We start from the raw sequence: 15,637 nt of genomic DNA on the forward strand, positions 1-15,637 counted from the left end.
TACCTAGTGTAACAATGGCCGATTCCCCCGATATGTTTGGCGACCCTCCGATTGAGGAGGAGAACACGCCTTCTGCTGCTGAACTGGAAGCGGCGGGGCAGGTGTCGTTGTTCGGCGATCCGGTACCGGTGGCTCCCGCTGAGCCAGCGCCAAAACCGGTCGTCGAGGTTGTGCAGGAAGCTGCGCCGCCACCGGTTGTTGAGTCGCCTGCTGCTGTAGCGCTCAAAGCCACACCCGCAGTCACAGCGCCCGCTGTGCAGCCCTATCGCGTGCTGGCACGCAAGTATCGATCGCAGACGTTCTCCGAACTGATCGGGCAGGATGCGATGGTGCAGACTTTGGCCAACGCAATCCGGCGGGACCGGCTGGCCCACGCGTTCCTGATGACCGGCGTGCGCGGAGTGGGCAAGACGTCGACCGCTAGGCTGATCGCCAAGGCGCTCAATTGCATCGGGCCGGACGGGCAGGGCGGGCCGACCATCGACCCGTGTGGGGTGTGCGAGCCTTGCCGCGCGATTGCCGAAGGGCGGCACATCGATGTGATCGAGATGGATGCGGCATCGAACACCGGCGTTGATGACGTGCGCGAGATTATTGAGGCGGTGCGCTATGCTGCCGTATCGGCGCGCTACAAGATCTATATCGTCGACGAAGTTCACATGCTGTCGCGCAATGCGTTCAATGCCTTGCTCAAGACACTTGAGGAACCGCCTGCGCATGTGAAGTTCCTGTTTGCGACCACCGAAGTGGATAAGCTGCCGGTTACGGTGCTGTCGCGCTGTCAGCGGTTTGACCTGAAGCGTATTCCTGCGCCACTGCTGGCCAGCCACTTTGCGATGATCTGCGGCAAGGAAGGCGTGGACGCTGAGGACGAGGCGCTGGCGATGGTGGCAGCGGCGGCCGAAGGATCGGTGCGCGATGGGCTGTCGATCCTCGATCAGGCGATCAGCCACGCCGATCTGGTAGGCAGCGAGGATGGCAAGACGCGGGTGAGCGCCGAACAGGTGCGCCAGATGCTGGGTCTGGCTGACAAGACCATGCAGCGCCGTCTGCTGGAGGCCGTGCTTTCGGGCAAAGGCGATCTGGTGCTGGCGCAAGTGGCGCAGCAATATGCGCTGGGGATTGAACCCATCGCGATGATGCGCGCGCAGATGGACGTGATCCACCGCGTGACCGTGACGCAGATCGGTGGCGTCGGGCCGGACGTTCGCTCCACCGAGGAGCGTGAGGCGCTGGAGGGTTGGGCCAAGGCGCTCACGGCGGGACAATTGCACCGGCTGTGGCAGCTGCTGCTCAAGGGCTATGAGGAAGTAAAGACTGCGCCCGATCCGCTGGTGGCGGCGCAGATGGCGCTGCTTCGGGTTATGCACGCGGCCGATATGCCCGATCCGGGTGGGCTGGTGAAAAAGCTGGAGGAACTGGCTTCACGGCCTGCGATTCCAATGACGAATGCGGCGACGACAGGCGAAGGCGCCAGCACGTCAGGCCCGGTGGCCGAAGCCGCTGCGGCGGCGGGCGCTGGTGCGGATTGGGAAGCGCTGGTTGAACAGGTTGAGCATGTTTCGCCGTTGGTCGGATCGACCATGCGGTTGGGTGTGCGCGTGGTGGAACTGCGGCAGGGATTGTTGCGGTATCAACTGGTCCCGGGCTTGCCCGGCGATCCAGTGGCGGATATTCGGCGCGCGTTGAACAGCGTGACCGGCGAAGTCTGGGCTGTCGAGCGCGGAGAAGGTGAGGCGCAGCCCAGCCTTGAGGAAGCCAAGGCAGCCAAGGTTGCGGCGGCAGATGCGGCGATGAAGGAGGACCCGCTGGTCAAGGCTGCGCTGCAAGCTTTTCCGGGCGCGGTGATCGTGGATGAAAGTAGCTCGCGAGAGCACGAAAAGAGACCGTGGAGCAAACGCGCATGAAGTCGATGGAAGAAATGATTCAGGCCGCGCAAAAGGCGGCGCAGACCATCCAGAAGCAGATGGAGGATGCGCAAGGCAAACTCGACAACATCGAGATTGAAGGTGCGGCAGGCGGCGGTCTGGTGAAGATCCGCGCAACCGCCAAGGGCCGCGTGATTGGCGTCAGCATTGATGACAGCCTGCTGGCCCCTTCGGAAAAGGGCATTCTGGAAGATCTGGTGGCAGCAGCGTTTAATGACGCGCGCGGCAAGGCCGATGCCGCTGCTTCTGAAGAAATGCAGAAAGTGCAGATGGCTGCGGGCATTCCACCGGGTTTCAAGCTGCCGTTCTGAATGCCAGATTGGGCTGGTCCGCACCGTTGGGGAACGGCTTGCGATCACAAGGGTTGAGGGGCATGGCGAGCCGGACAAATTGATGCATCAGATTGGAATTTTTGCTTGAGCGTGACCCTGCTTGCCAGCACCGCTCTGCTTTCCGTGCCCGGAGGCGTGACGGCAGAAATGGTCAGCGCCGGGGTCAGCACGGCCTATGCGCAAGAAGCGGCAAGTGCGCCGACCGTGCCAGATCAAGCTTCTGGCTTGGGCGCGGGGCAATCTGCAGAAGCCCTGCCAGAAGCTACCGTCACTATTCCTGTGACTCTGCCCATGCCACAATTCGGTGAAACTCCGCCGGATGCGCCTTCGCTCGACCAGATCGAGCAGGAGGAGACGGCGATTGTCGTGTCGGGAGAACGCACGCCGAAGCAGGATCCGATGCAGGCAATCAACCAGGTATCGTATGATGCGGTGCAGGCGGTTGACGATGCGGTGATCGCGCCCATCGCGATGGTCTATGAAGATGTGCTGCCCAAGCCCGTGCGCACGGGGTTGCGTAACGTGCTGCGCAACTTGACCGAGCCGGTGGTGGCGCTGAATTTCCTGCTGCAATTAAAGCCGGGCAAGGCATTGGAGACGTTGGGCCGCTTTGCTCTCAACTCCACTGTAGGGGCAGCAGGGTTGATCGATGTGGCCAAGGCAAAACCGTTTAACCTGCCATATCGGCGCAATGGTTTTGCATGGACGTTTGGGTATCACGGCATTGGCCCGGGGCCATACATGTTCTTGCCGCTGGTTGGGCCGACGACCTTGCGTGATGTGATCGGGTTGACGATCGACCGGTTTCTGATGCCGTTCGCGGTGGGCGGGCCTTTGCGCACGCCTGCTTTTGTCACCAGCAGTTTCGTGATCCGCTCGCTGGATGAGCGGGTTGAGAACGATGAACTGTTCAAGCGTATTCGCGAGGAATCAAATCCTTATGCCAGTTATCGCGAGCTTTACCTGAAGTCGCGGCAGGCTGAGATCGATGCGTTGAAGGGCAAAGCTGTTTATCAGCAAGAGGGCACGATTATCCTGCCGGAACTGACGCGGACCGCGCCGCCGGTGATGCCCGAGGCTGTGGCTGGTGACGAGCCGGTTGCGCCTGCAGAGCCCGCGCCGGTGCAGTTCATCAGCGAACCTGTGGTGCAGCCGCTGCCTTTGGGGCGCTGAGCGCGGTTTACAAGCAAACCTTCCATGCGTCCCCGCCTTCGCGGGGAAGCGGGGGTTTGGGTTTTGGGGTTTCTTGCGCGCGGCGGTGCAATCAGCTTTCCAGCAGCAGCGAATAGTCGCGCAGCACTTCCCATGCCTTGCCCGGGGAAAGCATCAGCTGACTATCACTTTCCAGCCCGGACAGACGGCGCAGCATCAGTGATATCGTCGCAACGTTGCCGGTGCTGACGCCATGGGTGGAAACAAGCACATCAGGGTTGTGCGACAGCGCGTTTTCGAACAGCAAATCGACGTTTTGCGGCTGAAAACCAAAACCGAGGAACACGATGCGCTGTGCGGTTGCCACGGCGAGGCGAATGTCGCGCACTGCGTTGCGATCCGCGCGGCGTTCGGTCAGCGATGAGAGTTGCGAGGCAATGTTGTGGATGTTCCACGGCTGTTCAACGCCCCATTCGGCCTGCGCGGCTTCGCCCTTTTGCCAGGGCAGGCGTCCGATCGTGCCGTGCGGGTGGATAATGTCGAGCTTGTCGGCAATCACCTCGCGCGCTTCCTTCAACTCAATGCCATAGGCCATGACCAGCGCATAGGGCAGGAAGTGTTCGACCGACCGGTCATAGTTGAAGTTGACGATTGTCAGCAGTTCCAGCGCTTCGCCGATCTTGCTGCGGGGAACGCCCGAGGTTATCAACTGGCCCAGTTGGTAGATCCAGTGTTCGGCAACCTTGCCTTGCAGCGGAAGTTCGCCTGGCAAACGCGGCGCATCTTTAAGGCTGGAGCGGGATTCGGCTTGCCCAATAAAAAAGGTGATGGCGAGCTTGCCGCAGGCCAGCACCAGCGGATCGTGATCGTATTGTTCGAGCACGGCATCGATGGACCGGCCAAGACGGCAGGCATTGCGCAAACGCTCTGCCGCAACAGCCACTTCCTCGACTGGCTTGTTCAGGCGCTCGGCCAGCTTGTAAATGTTGCGCAGCAGCAACTGGCCATCGCGAGTAGAGGTTTCCGACCCGCTGCGTTTGAAATCATAGCCTTGGATCACGCGGGCCAGCAATTCGGCGTTCGACGGGAATTGCAGCTCCATGCTCGCACCCGCGCCGATGATCAGCGTTGTCCGTGTTCTGAGCATGTCTGGCTAGGGTCCCGGGTGGCTGAACGGCAGCTTTGCGGGAACATACCTAAGATTGGGTTTACACGAGGCAAACCGGCCGGAAATGCCGGGGCCTTTTGGGGCATGATCCACAACCGATGTCGGCAAAGGCATTGCGGCGCGCGCATGTGGTCCCCATATCCCCGGAAAGCGTCGGGCGGCGTGCCCGGCAGGACGGAAACAAAGTGCCCATGAATCTCTATCCCCTGCTCCCCTTGCGCGACATTGTGGTGTTCCCCGGCATGGTTGTGCCGCTGTTTGTCGGGCGTGAAAAATCCGTGTCGGCGCTCGAAGCCGCGATGACAGGATCGAAGGATATCTTCCTGCTCGCGCAGCTTGATCCGGGCTGCGATGATCCTGATCGTGATGACCTTTACGATACCGGCGTGATCGCCAGCGTGCTGCAGCTGCTGAAGCTGCCCGATGGAACGGTGCGCGTGCTGGTCGAAGGGCGTGAACGTGCGTCACTGCAGAACTTGCGCGAAGAAACGACATCGCATGGTGTGATGCTGGTGGCGCAAGTTGAGCAGCAAGACCCGGTGATCGCGGAAGGCACTGAAATTTCGGCCATGATGCGCTCGGTCGTTGATCAGTTTGCCGAATATGCCAAGCTTTCCAAGAAGCTGCCGCAGGATGCAGGCGGCCAGCTGGGCGATATCGAAGACGCGGGCAAGCTGGCTGACGCGGTTGCCGCCAACCTTGCGGCCAAGGTGGCAGACAAACAGGCCGTACTGACCGAAGTCGATCCGATGAAGCGCTTGGAAATGGTGCTGTCCTTCATGGAGGGCGAACTGGGCGTGCTGCAAGTGGAGCGCAAGATCCGTGGCCGCGTGAAGCGCCAGATGGAAAAGACCCAGCGCGAATATTATCTGAACGAACAGTTGAAGGCGATCCAATCTGAACTGGGCGGCGGCGATGGCGAAGAGGCCAACGAGATTGCCGAACTGCAGGACAAGATCGACAAACTCAAGCTTTCCAAGGAAGCCAAGGCCAAGGCGCAGGCTGAGCTGAAAAAGCTCAAGACCATGCAGCCGATGAGCGCCGAGGCGACCGTCATTCGCAATTACCTTGATGTGTTGCTGGGCCTGCCATGGGGCAAGCGCAGCAAGCTGAAGCGCGATATTCCAGCAGCGCAAGCTGTGCTGGATGCCGATCACTATGCGCTCGACAAGGTCAAGGACCGGATCATCGAGTATCTGGCGGTGCAGGCACGCACCAACAAGCTTAAAGGTCCGATCCTGTGCCTCGTCGGCCCGCCGGGCGTGGGCAAGACCTCGCTGGGCAAGTCCATTGCCAAGGCAACGGGGCGTGAGTTTGTGCGCCAATCGCTGGGTGGCGTGCGCGATGAGGCTGAAATTCGCGGCCATCGGCGCACCTATATCGGCTCGCTGCCGGGCAAGATCGTGACCAACCTCAAGAAGGCTGGTGCGTCCAATCCGTTGTTCCTGCTCGACGAAATCGACAAGCTGGGGCAGGACTTCCGTGGTGATCCGGCGTCGGCGCTGCTTGAAGTGCTGGACCCGGAACAGAATTCGAAATTCCAGGATCACTATCTGGAATTGGACCTTGACCTGTCAGACGTGATGTTCGTCTGCACGGCCAACAGCCTGAACCTGCCGCAGCCGCTGCTCGATCGCATGGAGATCATCCGGCTTGAGGGTTACACCGAGGATGAAAAGGTCCAGATTGCCGAGCGGCATCTGATCGCCAAGCAGGTGGAAGCGCATGGTCTTAAGAAGGGCGAATTTACGCTCGAAACCGAGGCATTGCGCGATCTGATCCGGTACTATACGCGCGAAGCCGGTGTGCGTACGCTGGAGCGCGAAGTAGCCCGGCTTGCCCGCAAGTCCCTTAGGCAAATCCTTGAAGGCAAGACCAAAAGCGTGACAATCACGCCTGAAAATCTTGCCGACTATGCAGGCGTGCGCAAGTTCCGTCATGGTGTTTCCGACGAGGAGAATCAGGTCGGCGCGGTCACAGGTCTGGCATGGACCGAAGTGGGCGGCGAACTGCTGACGATCGAAAGCGTGACGGTGCCCGGCAAGGGTGCGGTCAAGACCACCGGCAAGCTGGGCGAAGTGATGAGCGAGAGCGTGCAGATGGCGTTCAGCTTCGTCAAGGCGCGCAGCCCAGCCTATGGCATCCGACCTTCGATCTTTAACCGCAAGGATCTGCACATCCACTTGCCCGAAGGCGCGGTGCCCAAGGACGGGCCGAGTGCGGGCATCGGCATGGTGACCGCAATGGTTTCCACGCTCACCGGCATTCCGGTGCGAGCCGATGTGGCGATGACCGGTGAGGTCACGCTACGCGGGCGCGTGCTGGCGATTGGCGGCCTGAAGGAAAAGCTGCTGGCAGCGCTGCGCGGCGGCATCAAGACCGTCCTGATCCCGGAAGAGAACCGCAAGGACCTTGCCGAGATTCCGGCCAACATCAAGGAAGGCCTTGAGATTATCCCGCTGTCGCATGTGGATGAGGTGCTGGCACGAGCGCTTATCAGTGTGCCGCAGGCGATTGAATGGACCGAGGCTGATGATCTGGCTTCGCAGCCAATGGCAGCGCCAAGTGCGGTTGGGGCGGTGCCTACGGCGCACTGATCGGCTTTGCGGCAAGCGGCAAGCGCGCAAGCACGGTCCGTGCTTGCGCGCTTGCATTTTTGTGCAAGTCCGCCGGTTTACATGGTTGATTAGAGCCAAATTACCGCTTTAGTCTTTGACAGAGCGCGGTTTCTGGGCTTCTTTTGAGCCATTCGCAATTCGACTCAATGTATCAATCCCGAGATAAGAAACTAGGGAGTTCGCAATGAACAAAAACGATTTGATCGGCGCAGTTGCCGATATCAGCGGCCTTTCGAAAAGTGATGCGACCAAGGCGGTTGAGGCCGTGTTTGAATCGATTTCCGGTTCGCTGGCCAAGGGCGACGAAGTGCGCTTGGTGGGTTTCGGCACGTTTTCGGTGGCCAAGCGCAAGGCGTCTACCGGCCGCAATCCGCGCACTGGTGAACCAATGGCGATCAAGGCATCGGCTCAGCCCAAGTTCAAGGCTGGTAAGGGGCTGAAGGACGCGGTGAACTGAGCGCCGCGATACTGGCGATCTCCCGCCTTTGACTTTCGGCACAAAAAGCCGCGCTGGTGATTATCATCGGCGCGGCATTTTTGTGCAGCATGTGGCTTGCCTGATCGATCAGGGCGTGATGCGGATCAATGCCGTTGGTGCGTCTTTGGCACGAGCATTGACCTGCCATTTCAGCATCTTGCCCGTCGTGCTGGCCACGGGGCCATCATCGGTATTGTTGGCCAGAATATCGCCATCGGTGGTGAGCGTGAGTACGCCATCAAGCACCGGCATGCCTTCGGCCTCTGCCTTCTGGTTTTTGCCATCGGCCATGGCGGCGGCCATGCCCATGAAGGGTGCTCCGGCCGGAGCACTGGCAAAAGCTGGCGCATCAATGCGCACACCGCCATCGGCTCGCCGCATCATCGTGATGAACGGTGTGACCATCGGCAGCTTTTCCACAGTAGGAAAACTGAAATCATGGTCTAGCTTTCCAGCGATGGAATACTCAACCTCAAACCGGCCGTCGCCTTTGTCGACGACCGATTTCCAGCCTTTCTGGCGGCGCAAACGGTCGGCAAATTCCTGCGCTGCGCGCGGATCGGTCGGATCGATCCCGCCGAGCATAGTCTTCATCATCTGCTCGTCAGACTTCCGTTTTTCGGCAGAGGCGACCTTGCTGGCTTCGATGTCCTCTTCCCATGCCTTTTTCTGTTCGGCCAGTTCCTCTGCCGAGCATTCCTGCTCATCGCCAGAATTGGGGCTGTAGCAGAGGGAGGGTTCAAACTTGGCATCCGCGCTCGTGCGGGAGCGTTCGCTGGCGGCAACTTTTGACAGGGCGAGGACATGGATATCGCCCTTATAGGTGAAGCTGAACGCGCCATCTTTGCGCAAATCGATTGCTGAAGTGAATTTGCCGGGCAGGAGCAGGCACCCGGCCAGAAGCAGCATTGCCGTGATCGCCAATCCGAACTTCAATGTGCGCATCGTCGCCCCCTTCAGCAAATCAGCCTTTGCACAAGATCAGCCTTCGCGTGTTATCAACCTTCGCGGGTGGCGACCGCATAGAGCGCGATGGCCGCAGCGTTCGAGACGTTAAGGCTTTCGATGGAAGAGGCAATGGGCAGCCGCGCTATGGCATCGCAATGCTGTGCAACATTGTGGCGCAAGCCTTCGCCTTCGGCCCCCAGCACAAGCGCGACCGGGCCTGCAGGGACCGCAGAGGGGAACACGGCCTTGCCATCGCCGTCCAGACCGATGCGCCAGTAACCCGCCTCGCTGATCCGTTCGAGCGCGCGCGAAAGGTTTACCACCCGCACCCACGGCACTACTTCAAGCGCGCCCGAGGCAGATTTGGCCAGCGTGCCCGACTCGGGCGGCGAGTTGCGGTCTTGCGTGATCAGCGCGGCGACATCAAAGGCCGCGCAGGACCGCAGAATTGCGCCGACATTGTGCGGATCGGTGACCGAATCGAGCAGGACTATGGTGCGCCCATCGGATTCATCCAGAATATCGTCAAGCACGACGTCATCGAGTGGGGCGCAATCGAGCACGAGGCCCTGATGCGGCGCATCCTTGGCGACCAGCCGCCCCAGATCGGCTGCCTGCGCGTATTCCACAGGCAGGGTAGCAGGCAGTTCGGCATCGTGATGATCCAGCATGGCCTGAATCGCCTCACGCGTGCCCCACAGCTTCTTGGCATCGCGGTTCGGGTTGGTGAGCGCGGCTTCCACGGCGTGTCGGCCCCACAGGCGAATAGCCCCGGCACTGCCGCGCCCGGAGCCCCGACCGCCCTTGTTGCGTCCGGCACGCCCGCGCAGCGCGCGGCCTTTGGGTTGATCGTCGTGACGCGGCATTGGGGCACCTTTTCGCAAATTCGATGAAATTTTCATGCCGCGCATGCCAGCCTGCCCATTGACAGGCAAGTGCCGCTTCGCCAAAGGGACCGCCTCTCGGCCGGACGGTCTCTTCGGAGACTAGCAAATCCGGCTTTCTTTTCGAAGAAATCCGGCACCGGCAGCACTGGTGTGGACAGGTGGCCGAGTGGTTAATGGCAGCAGACTGTAAATCTGCCCGCGAGAGCGTACGCTGGTTCGAATCCAGCCCTGTCCACCACTAATTGCTCGTTGAGCTATGCAGGCTGCAGGCCGTGCGCCTCCCAACTATGATGCCGTTATTTGCTCTGCTGCCCTGGTTCGGACAGCGGGACAGCATGCTCATCACCGCGCTGACGGCCAAATGTCACGGTCCCGCGCGATAAGGCGGATGATCCGGTGGCGAGTGCGAACCGGGCACTTTTGGCAATTTCCGTCAGCGGATCGACCTGGCCGCATTGTTAGCCTGATAACTCGGGCGATTGTGCGCCCCATTCGTTCAGCGTTGGAGCGAGGAACGGGGTCAATGGGGCAGGCTGTCATTGTTTTGGGCAAGTCTGCTTGTCCCCGCGACAGCCAGCGCGTAGATGAAGGCCATGTCCGGAGATATTTTCGATAACCGTGGTCGCGGTTCCGCCGGTTGGTCATGGCCATCCATCCATCCTGAAGGGCGCAAGTTTGGCCTGATTTCTGCGGCCCTTGCTGCGGGCGCGGCATTCATGGCGTGGGAGACCATTGCCTGGCCGCTGGCGTTTCTGACGCTGGGCGTGCTCGCGTTCTTCCGCGATCCGGTGCGCGTGACGCCGCGCGATGACCGGTTTGTTGTCGCACCTGCTGACGGGTTGATCACCCTGATCCAGAAAGTACCACCGCCGCGCGAATTGTGCGCTGATGATGGATCGGGCGTGCGGGGCATGGGCAGCGAGCCGGTGACGCGGGTGTCGATCTTCATGTCGGTGTTCGATGTGCACATCAACCGTTCGCCGATTGCCGGCACGATCCGCCGCGTTGTCTATATCCCCGGCAAGTTCGTGAATGCAGATCTCGACAAGGCCAGCGAAGAGAATGAGCGTCAGCATTTCCTGGTGGAGCGCGGCGATGGTGTGCAGATCGGGTTCACCCAGATTGCCGGATTGATCGCGCGCCGTATCGTTCCTTTTGTCAAAGGGGGCGACATCGTTGCCGCTGGACAGCGCGTGGGCCTGATCCGCTTTGGCAGCCGGGTTGATGTCTATCTGCCTGCCGGGACCGAGCCCAAAGTGTTGATGGGGCAAAAAACGATTGCCGGTGAGACGGTGCTGGCCGAGATCGGCGATGCACCGTTGATCGAAGGCATTGGCCAGTGATCGATGACGAGGGCTTCGATGAGCCCGAAGTAAGGGACGGCTCTGAACGGACCGGACCTCGCCGTGGGCGTCTGCCGGGCGGGCTGACGCTGCGGGCAATGACGCCCAATGCGATTACCACAGCGGCGCTGTGTTCCGGGCTGACCGGAATTCGTTTTGCCGTAACAGCAGCATCGGGAACCGATCCTGTGCAAGTGGCGGAAGACTGGCGCAGGGCTGTGGCCGCAGTGGTTATTGCCGGTTTGCTGGACGGCATCGACGGCCGCATTGCGCGGCTGCTGAAGGCGCAATCGCGCTTTGGTGCCGAGTTGGACAGCCTTGCCGACAATGTCTCGTTCGGCGTTGCGCCCGCTCTGATACTGTTCTTGTGGTCATTGCAGGAAGTGCCGCGCCTTGGCTGGTTTGCAGCATTGGCCGTGGCTATTGCTTGTGCGTTGCGGCTCGCCCGGTTCAACGCTCGCATCGATCTGGAAGAGCAGCCGCACAAATCCGCCGGTTTTTTGACTGGGGTCCCGGCTCCGGTGGCGGCAGGATTGGCGTTCCTGCCGCTCTACTTGTGGATCGCGACTGACAATCCGCTGTTCCGTGAACCCCTACTAGTGGGTCCATGGCTGGTGATGATCGCGTTCCTGATGATTTCGAACGTGGCAACGCTCAGCTGGTCGTCGATCCGACCGCGTCGCAATGTGCGGTTGGAACTGATGGCTTTGACCGGCCTTGTGATCGCTGCGCTATTGACCGAGCCATGGCTGACGCTTTCGGCAATCTGTGTGGTTTACCTTGCGATGATCCCTGTCGGGATGGTGCGCTACGCCAAAGTCAGGCGGCAGCGCGCAGCGGCTGTGTAGGCCGCGCAACTTCAACGAAAGGCCGTGCCGCACGGCGTAGGGTGCGACGCGCCTGAGAAGTGCTGGCGCCGCGCGGTGCCGGTGTTCCGTCGCTGGTGATCTGTACGAGGAATTCACGGTCCCGCTGAAGCGTGCGGTATTCAGCCAGCAGCGCCTTGATCTGCGCGGTGCGTCCTTGCATCGTTACCACAATGGCAATGACGGCAAAGGCCGCCGCAATGACGAAAACAGCTGTGCATACCAAAGCGAGCATTGCCTGAATCCTTAGACCGTCCGGTCCCCTCAACCCATTTCCGATGATATCGGAAACACCTGTGGAAAACCTGTGAATTGCCTTATGGTTCCAACACGCCCGGGAACCGATTCGGGTATGGAACTAATGTTCTCTTTTTGTTCCATTCGGTCAAGTGCCTTTTGCGCACGCGTGGGCGTATTTCTGTGCTCGGTGCGATCCTAGCCTGAACTATCTGTCAAATCCGCGCTGGATTTTATCAAAGTCCTGCTTTAAGGGCCGCCACGTCGCGACTTGGGCTGGCGTTGTGCTGACCTGTGCTTGCGGCAATCCACACGGGAAGCGCTCACACCGGTGCCGACAGCGGGATCTCCGCAACGGTTCCAGCTTCCCGGAGGCACAACCGGAAAGGAATTACCTATGGCGGCACCAGTCGTCTCGATGCATCAGCTTATCGAAGCCGGGGCCCACTTCGGCCACCAGACCCACCGCTGGAATCCGCGGATGAAGCCGTATATCTTCGGCGCCCGCAACGGCATCCACATCCTTGACCTGTCGCAGAGCGTTCCGCTTTTCGCCCGTGCGCTCGAATTCATTTCGGCCACCGTGCAGGCAGGCGGCAAGGTCCTGTTCGTTGGCACCAAGCGTCAGGCGCAGGAGCCGATTGCACAGGCCGCGCGCGCTTCGGGCCAGCACTACGTCAACCATCGCTGGTTGGGCGGCATGCTCACCAACTGGAAGACCATCTCCGGTTCGATCAAGCGCTTCAAGGCGCTCGAAGAGCAGCTGGCCGGTGACACCGCAGGCCTGACCAAGAAGGAAGTTCTTCAACTGACGCGCGAGCGCGACAAGCTCGAACTCTCGCTTGGCGGCATCCGCGACATGGGCGGCATCCCGGACGTGATGTTCGTGATCGATGCCAACAAGGAAGAACTTGCGATCAAGGAAGCCAACGTTCTGGGCATCCCGGTTGTTGCCATCCTCGATTCGAATGTTTCGCCCGATGGTATCGCGTTCCCGGTTCCAGCGAACGACGACGCCAGCCGTGCCATCCGCCTGTACTGTGAAGCCGTTGCCGCTGCTGCGACCAAGGGTGGCCGCGAAGCCGCTATCGCTTCGGGTGCGGATCTTGGCGCGATGGACGAACCGATGGCAGAAGAAGCCATCGTCGAGGCCTGATTTTCGGAATTTCGGCTGACGGCCCACTCGTGAAGGGAAGGGCCGTCACCGAATTGTCCCGGATGTGATCTACGGGCCGCGGCAGTGCTGCGGCCCTCCTCTATATTCAAGAATGAAGGATCAACGCGATGGCTTATACCGCCGCTGACGTGAAGAACCTGCGCGAGCGCACTGGCGCCGGCATGATGGACTGCAAGAAGGCTCTCGACGAGACCAATGGCGATATCGAAGCCGCGGTTGACGCGCTGCGCGCCAAGGGTCTTGCCGCTGCTGCCAAGAAATCAAGCCGCACGGCAGCTGAAGGCCTTGTGGGCGTGGCCGTTTCAGGCACCAAGGGCGTTGCGCTCGAAGTGAACTCGGAAACCGATTTCGTCGCCAAGAACGACCAGTTCCAGGACTTCGTGCGCAAGGCCACCGAGGTGGCGCTGCACACCGGCGAGACCGACGTTGAAGCATTGAAGTCGGCTGAATATCCCGATGGCGGCACCGTATCGGACAAGCTGACCAACAACGTGGCGACCATTGGCGAAAACCAGCAGCTGCGCCGCATCAAGCACGTCGAAGTCTCGGCGGGCGTGGTCGTGCCCTACATGCACAATGCGGCTGCCACCAACCTCGGCAAGATCGGCGTGCTCGTCGCGCTCGAATCCGAAGCGGCGGCTGACAAGCTGGAATCGCTGGGCAAGCAGATTGCGATGCACATCGCAGCGGCTTTCCCGCTGGCGCTGAATGCCGATGATCTGGATGCCGAACTGATCGCGCGCGAACGCAAGATCGCGGCCGAAAAGGCAGCGGAAAGCGGCAAGCCTGACGAAGTTCAGGCCAAGATGGTCGATGGCGCCGTGGCCAAGTATGCCAAGGAAAACGCGCTCCTTTCGCAGATCTTCGTGATGGACAACAAGTCCACCATCCAGCAGGTCGTCGATGCGGCGGGCAAGGAAGCTGGCGCCAAGATCGTGCTGAAGGACTATGTCCGCTTCCAGCTCGGCGAAGGCATCGAGAAGGAAGAGACCGACTTTGCCGCCGAAGTGGCTGCTGCTGCCGGCATCAAGTAACACCACAAGCTGCAATCCCCGCAGGGGCGGTTCCGCAAAGGGACTGCCTGTGCGGGGATTGTTGCATCTTGCGCCCTTGGCACGGCCCTTCACAGGGTTATAAGGGCGGCCACCTTCCGATATGCCACCTTCCGATATGCCACCTTCCGATATGAGTGCATCCAGACCATGAGCGTTCCATCCTACAAGCGCATCCTCCTGAAGCTTTCGGGCGAAGTGCTGATGGGGGAACAGCAGTTCGGGATTGATACCGATTACGTCGCTCGCGTGGCGCAGGAAGTGAAGGATGCGCGCGATAGCGGGCTGCAGATTTGTCTGGTTATCGGCGGGGGTAATATCTTCCGCGGCATGGCAGGCGCAGCTAAGGGGATGGACCGCGCGCAGGCCGATTACATGGGCATGCTGGCCACGGTGATGAACGCGCTGGCCATGCAGAATGCGCTCGAACAGATTGGCGTGCCCACGCGCGTGCAGTCTGCTGTCCAGATGGATCAGGTGTGCGAGCCGGTGATCCGCCGCCGCGCTGAACGGCATCTGGAAAAAGGCCGCATCGTGATCTTCGCTGCCGGAGTTGGCGCGCCTTATTTCACCACCGATTCCGGCGCTGCGCTGCGCGCGGCTGAAATGAAGTGCGACGCGCTGCTCAAGGGCACCAGTGTGGACGGCGTCTACGATGCCGACCCAAAGAAGGACGCTTCTGCAAAGCGTTATGATACCGTGGATTATGACACGGTGCTGGCAGACAATCTGAAGGTCATGGACGCCAGCGCCGTGGCGCTGTGCCGTGACAACAGCATTCCGATCGTCGTCTTTTCGATCCGCGAACGCGGCAATCTTGCCCGTGTTCTGGCAGGCGAGGGCACGCAGACAATTGTGAAAAAGTCATTGTGATGAAGGACGCCTGACATGGCAAAATACGACAAGGCCGATCTTGAGCGCCGCATGAAGGGCGCAGTGGACTCGTTGAAAAGCGATCTGTCCGGCTTGCGCACCGGCCGCGCCAACACTGCGCTGCTCGATCCAATCACGGTTGAGGTCTATGGCGCTCATATGTCGCTGTCGCAGGTTGCCAGCGTTTCTGCGCCGGAACCGCGCATGCTGTCGGTGCAGGTGTGGGACAAATCGAACGTGACGCCTGTTGAAAAGGCGATACGGTCAGCAGGCCTTGGTCTGAACCCGATCACCGATGGCCAGACGCTGCGTTTGCCGATCCCCGATCTGACCGAGGACCGTCGCAAGGAACTGGCCAAGCTGGCCAGCAAATATGCAGAAAACGCGCGCATCGCGATCCGCAATGTGCGCCGCGATGGCATGGATGCGCTGAAGGCCGATGAAAACAAGAAGGAAATCTCGGAGGATGAGCGCAAGCGTGCCGAGACCGACCTGCAGAAGCTGACCGACGAAATCATCAAGCAGGCCGATGACGCCGCTGCTGCCAAGGAAAAGGAAATCCTCGGCAAGTGACCCTT

At 60.5% G+C, this 15,637-nt stretch carries 15 protein-coding genes and 1 tRNA gene; 12 read left to right on the top strand and 4 right to left on the bottom strand.

All coding sequences use genetic code 11. From position 1 onward, the window contains the following. Window positions 1–14 precede the first annotated feature (14 nt). From AC2A1F_RS02905 to AC2A1F_RS02915, 3 genes are all read left to right on the top strand, one after another. Entirely contained in the window at window positions 15–1,907 is a 1,893-nt protein-coding gene (locus AC2A1F_RS02905; RefSeq protein WP_484207263.1) for a DNA polymerase III subunit gamma/tau, read from the top strand. Continuing rightward, the gene (locus AC2A1F_RS02910; protein WP_484207264.1) at window positions 1,904–2,239 is read left to right on the top strand and encodes a YbaB/EbfC family nucleoid-associated protein; all 336 of its coding nucleotides are present in this window, start codon (window positions 1,904–1,906) and stop codon (window positions 2,237–2,239) included. Before AC2A1F_RS02905 ends, AC2A1F_RS02910 begins: the two co-directional genes overlap by 4 nt. 111 nt (window positions 2,240–2,350) lie before the next feature. Beyond that, window positions 2,351–3,433, top strand: coding sequence for an MlaA family lipoprotein (locus AC2A1F_RS02915; protein ID WP_484208154.1), 1,083 nt, complete (start codon window positions 2,351–2,353; stop codon window positions 3,431–3,433). Window positions 3,434–3,524: 91 nt separating this feature from the next. Here the strand turns inward: AC2A1F_RS02915 and AC2A1F_RS02920 are convergent, their stop codons facing one another. After that, complete coding sequence (locus tag AC2A1F_RS02920; RefSeq protein WP_484207265.1) at window positions 3,525–4,559, bottom strand: hypothetical protein; 1,035 nt, start codon at window positions 4,557–4,559, stop codon at window positions 3,525–3,527. Window positions 4,560–4,771: 212 nt separating this feature from the next. Between AC2A1F_RS02920 and lon the strand changes: the two genes are divergently transcribed. Then, a complete protein-coding gene (gene lon, locus AC2A1F_RS02925) occupies window positions 4,772–7,177 on the top strand; it encodes an endopeptidase La (RefSeq protein ID WP_484207266.1) in 2,406 nt (801 codons plus the stop codon). 205 nt (window positions 7,178–7,382) lie between these two features. Continuing rightward, window positions 7,383–7,655, top strand: coding sequence for an HU family DNA-binding protein (locus AC2A1F_RS02930; RefSeq protein ID WP_292630998.1), 273 nt, complete (start codon window positions 7,383–7,385; stop codon window positions 7,653–7,655). 108 nt (window positions 7,656–7,763) lie between these two features. Here AC2A1F_RS02930 and AC2A1F_RS02935 read toward each other — a convergent pair whose 3' ends face one another. Continuing rightward, window positions 7,764–8,621, bottom strand: a complete 858-nt coding sequence (locus AC2A1F_RS02935) for a hypothetical protein (protein ID WP_484207267.1) — start codon at window positions 8,619–8,621, stop codon at window positions 7,764–7,766. A gap of 53 nt (window positions 8,622–8,674) precedes the next feature. Then, on the bottom strand, window positions 8,675–9,490 hold the full coding sequence (gene rlmB / locus AC2A1F_RS02940; protein ID WP_484207268.1) for a 23S rRNA (guanosine(2251)-2'-O)-methyltransferase RlmB: 816 nt from the start codon (window positions 9,488–9,490) through the stop codon (window positions 8,675–8,677). A gap of 173 nt (window positions 9,491–9,663) precedes the next feature. Here rlmB and AC2A1F_RS02945 point away from each other — a divergent pair. The 3 genes from AC2A1F_RS02945 (at window position 9,664) to AC2A1F_RS02955 (ending at window position 11,702) form a co-directional block, all read left to right on the top strand. Beyond that, a tRNA-Tyr gene (locus AC2A1F_RS02945) sits at window positions 9,664–9,749 on the top strand. A 355-nt stretch (window positions 9,750–10,104) separates the two neighbouring features. Next, window positions 10,105–10,854 carry a phosphatidylserine decarboxylase gene (locus AC2A1F_RS02950; RefSeq protein WP_292627673.1) on the top strand — a complete coding sequence of 250 codons (750 nt, stop codon included), beginning with the start codon at window positions 10,105–10,107 and terminating at the stop codon, window positions 10,852–10,854. Further along, entirely contained in the window at window positions 10,854–11,702 is an 849-nt protein-coding gene (locus AC2A1F_RS02955) for a CDP-alcohol phosphatidyltransferase family protein (RefSeq protein WP_484208155.1), read from the top strand. Before AC2A1F_RS02950 ends, AC2A1F_RS02955 begins: the two co-directional genes overlap by 1 nt. Here the strand turns inward: AC2A1F_RS02955 and AC2A1F_RS02960 are convergent. After that, window positions 11,674–11,955, bottom strand: a complete 282-nt coding sequence (locus AC2A1F_RS02960; protein WP_484207269.1) for a hypothetical protein — start codon at window positions 11,953–11,955, stop codon at window positions 11,674–11,676. The genes AC2A1F_RS02955 and AC2A1F_RS02960 overlap by 29 nt on opposite strands. 399 nt (window positions 11,956–12,354) lie before the next feature. Between AC2A1F_RS02960 and rpsB the strand changes: the two genes are divergently transcribed. The 4 genes from rpsB (at window position 12,355) to frr (ending at window position 15,632) form a co-directional block, all read left to right on the top strand. Then, entirely contained in the window at window positions 12,355–13,113 is a 759-nt protein-coding gene (rpsB, locus tag AC2A1F_RS02965; protein ID WP_484207270.1) for a 30S ribosomal protein S2, read from the top strand. Between the two features lie 128 nt (window positions 13,114–13,241). After that, window positions 13,242–14,168, top strand: a complete 927-nt coding sequence (tsf, locus tag AC2A1F_RS02970) for a translation elongation factor Ts (RefSeq protein WP_484207271.1) — start codon at window positions 13,242–13,244, stop codon at window positions 14,166–14,168. 168 nt (window positions 14,169–14,336) lie between these two features. After that, window positions 14,337–15,059, top strand: a complete 723-nt coding sequence (gene pyrH / locus AC2A1F_RS02975; protein ID WP_484207272.1) for a UMP kinase — start codon at window positions 14,337–14,339, stop codon at window positions 15,057–15,059. Between the two features lie 15 nt (window positions 15,060–15,074). After that, window positions 15,075–15,632, top strand: a complete 558-nt coding sequence (gene frr, locus AC2A1F_RS02980) for a ribosome recycling factor (RefSeq protein ID WP_484207273.1) — start codon at window positions 15,075–15,077, stop codon at window positions 15,630–15,632. The last annotated feature ends 5 nt before the right edge of the window (window positions 15,633–15,637 follow it).

This window comes from Novosphingobium sp. HNCC26BN242, from assembly GCF_057180525.1.

Coding starts and splice junctions, on each gene's coding strand:
- AC2A1F_RS02905 (WP_484207263.1), top strand. CDS start 15: ATGGCCGATTCCCCCGATATGTTTGGCGACCCTCCGATTGAGGAGGAG.
- AC2A1F_RS02910 (WP_484207264.1), top strand. CDS start 1,904: ATGAAGTCGATGGAAGAAATGATTCAGGCCGCGCAAAAGGCGGCGCAG.
- AC2A1F_RS02920 (WP_484207265.1), bottom strand. CDS start 4,559: ATGCTCAGAACACGGACAACGCTGATCATCGGCGCGGGTGCGAGCATG.
- lon (WP_484207266.1), top strand. CDS start 4,772: ATGAATCTCTATCCCCTGCTCCCCTTGCGCGACATTGTGGTGTTCCCC.
- AC2A1F_RS02930 (WP_292630998.1), top strand. CDS start 7,383: ATGAACAAAAACGATTTGATCGGCGCAGTTGCCGATATCAGCGGCCTT.
- AC2A1F_RS02935 (WP_484207267.1), bottom strand. CDS start 8,621: ATGCGCACATTGAAGTTCGGATTGGCGATCACGGCAATGCTGCTTCTG.
- rlmB (WP_484207268.1), bottom strand. CDS start 9,490: ATGCCGCGTCACGACGATCAACCCAAAGGCCGCGCGCTGCGCGGGCGT.
- AC2A1F_RS02950 (WP_292627673.1), top strand. CDS start 10,105: ATGTCCGGAGATATTTTCGATAACCGTGGTCGCGGTTCCGCCGGTTGG.
- AC2A1F_RS02960 (WP_484207269.1), bottom strand. CDS start 11,955: ATGCTCGCTTTGGTATGCACAGCTGTTTTCGTCATTGCGGCGGCCTTT.
- rpsB (WP_484207270.1), top strand. CDS start 12,355: ATGGCGGCACCAGTCGTCTCGATGCATCAGCTTATCGAAGCCGGGGCC.
- tsf (WP_484207271.1), top strand. CDS start 13,242: ATGGCTTATACCGCCGCTGACGTGAAGAACCTGCGCGAGCGCACTGGC.
- pyrH (WP_484207272.1), top strand. CDS start 14,337: ATGAGCGTTCCATCCTACAAGCGCATCCTCCTGAAGCTTTCGGGCGAA.
- frr (WP_484207273.1), top strand. CDS start 15,075: ATGGCAAAATACGACAAGGCCGATCTTGAGCGCCGCATGAAGGGCGCA.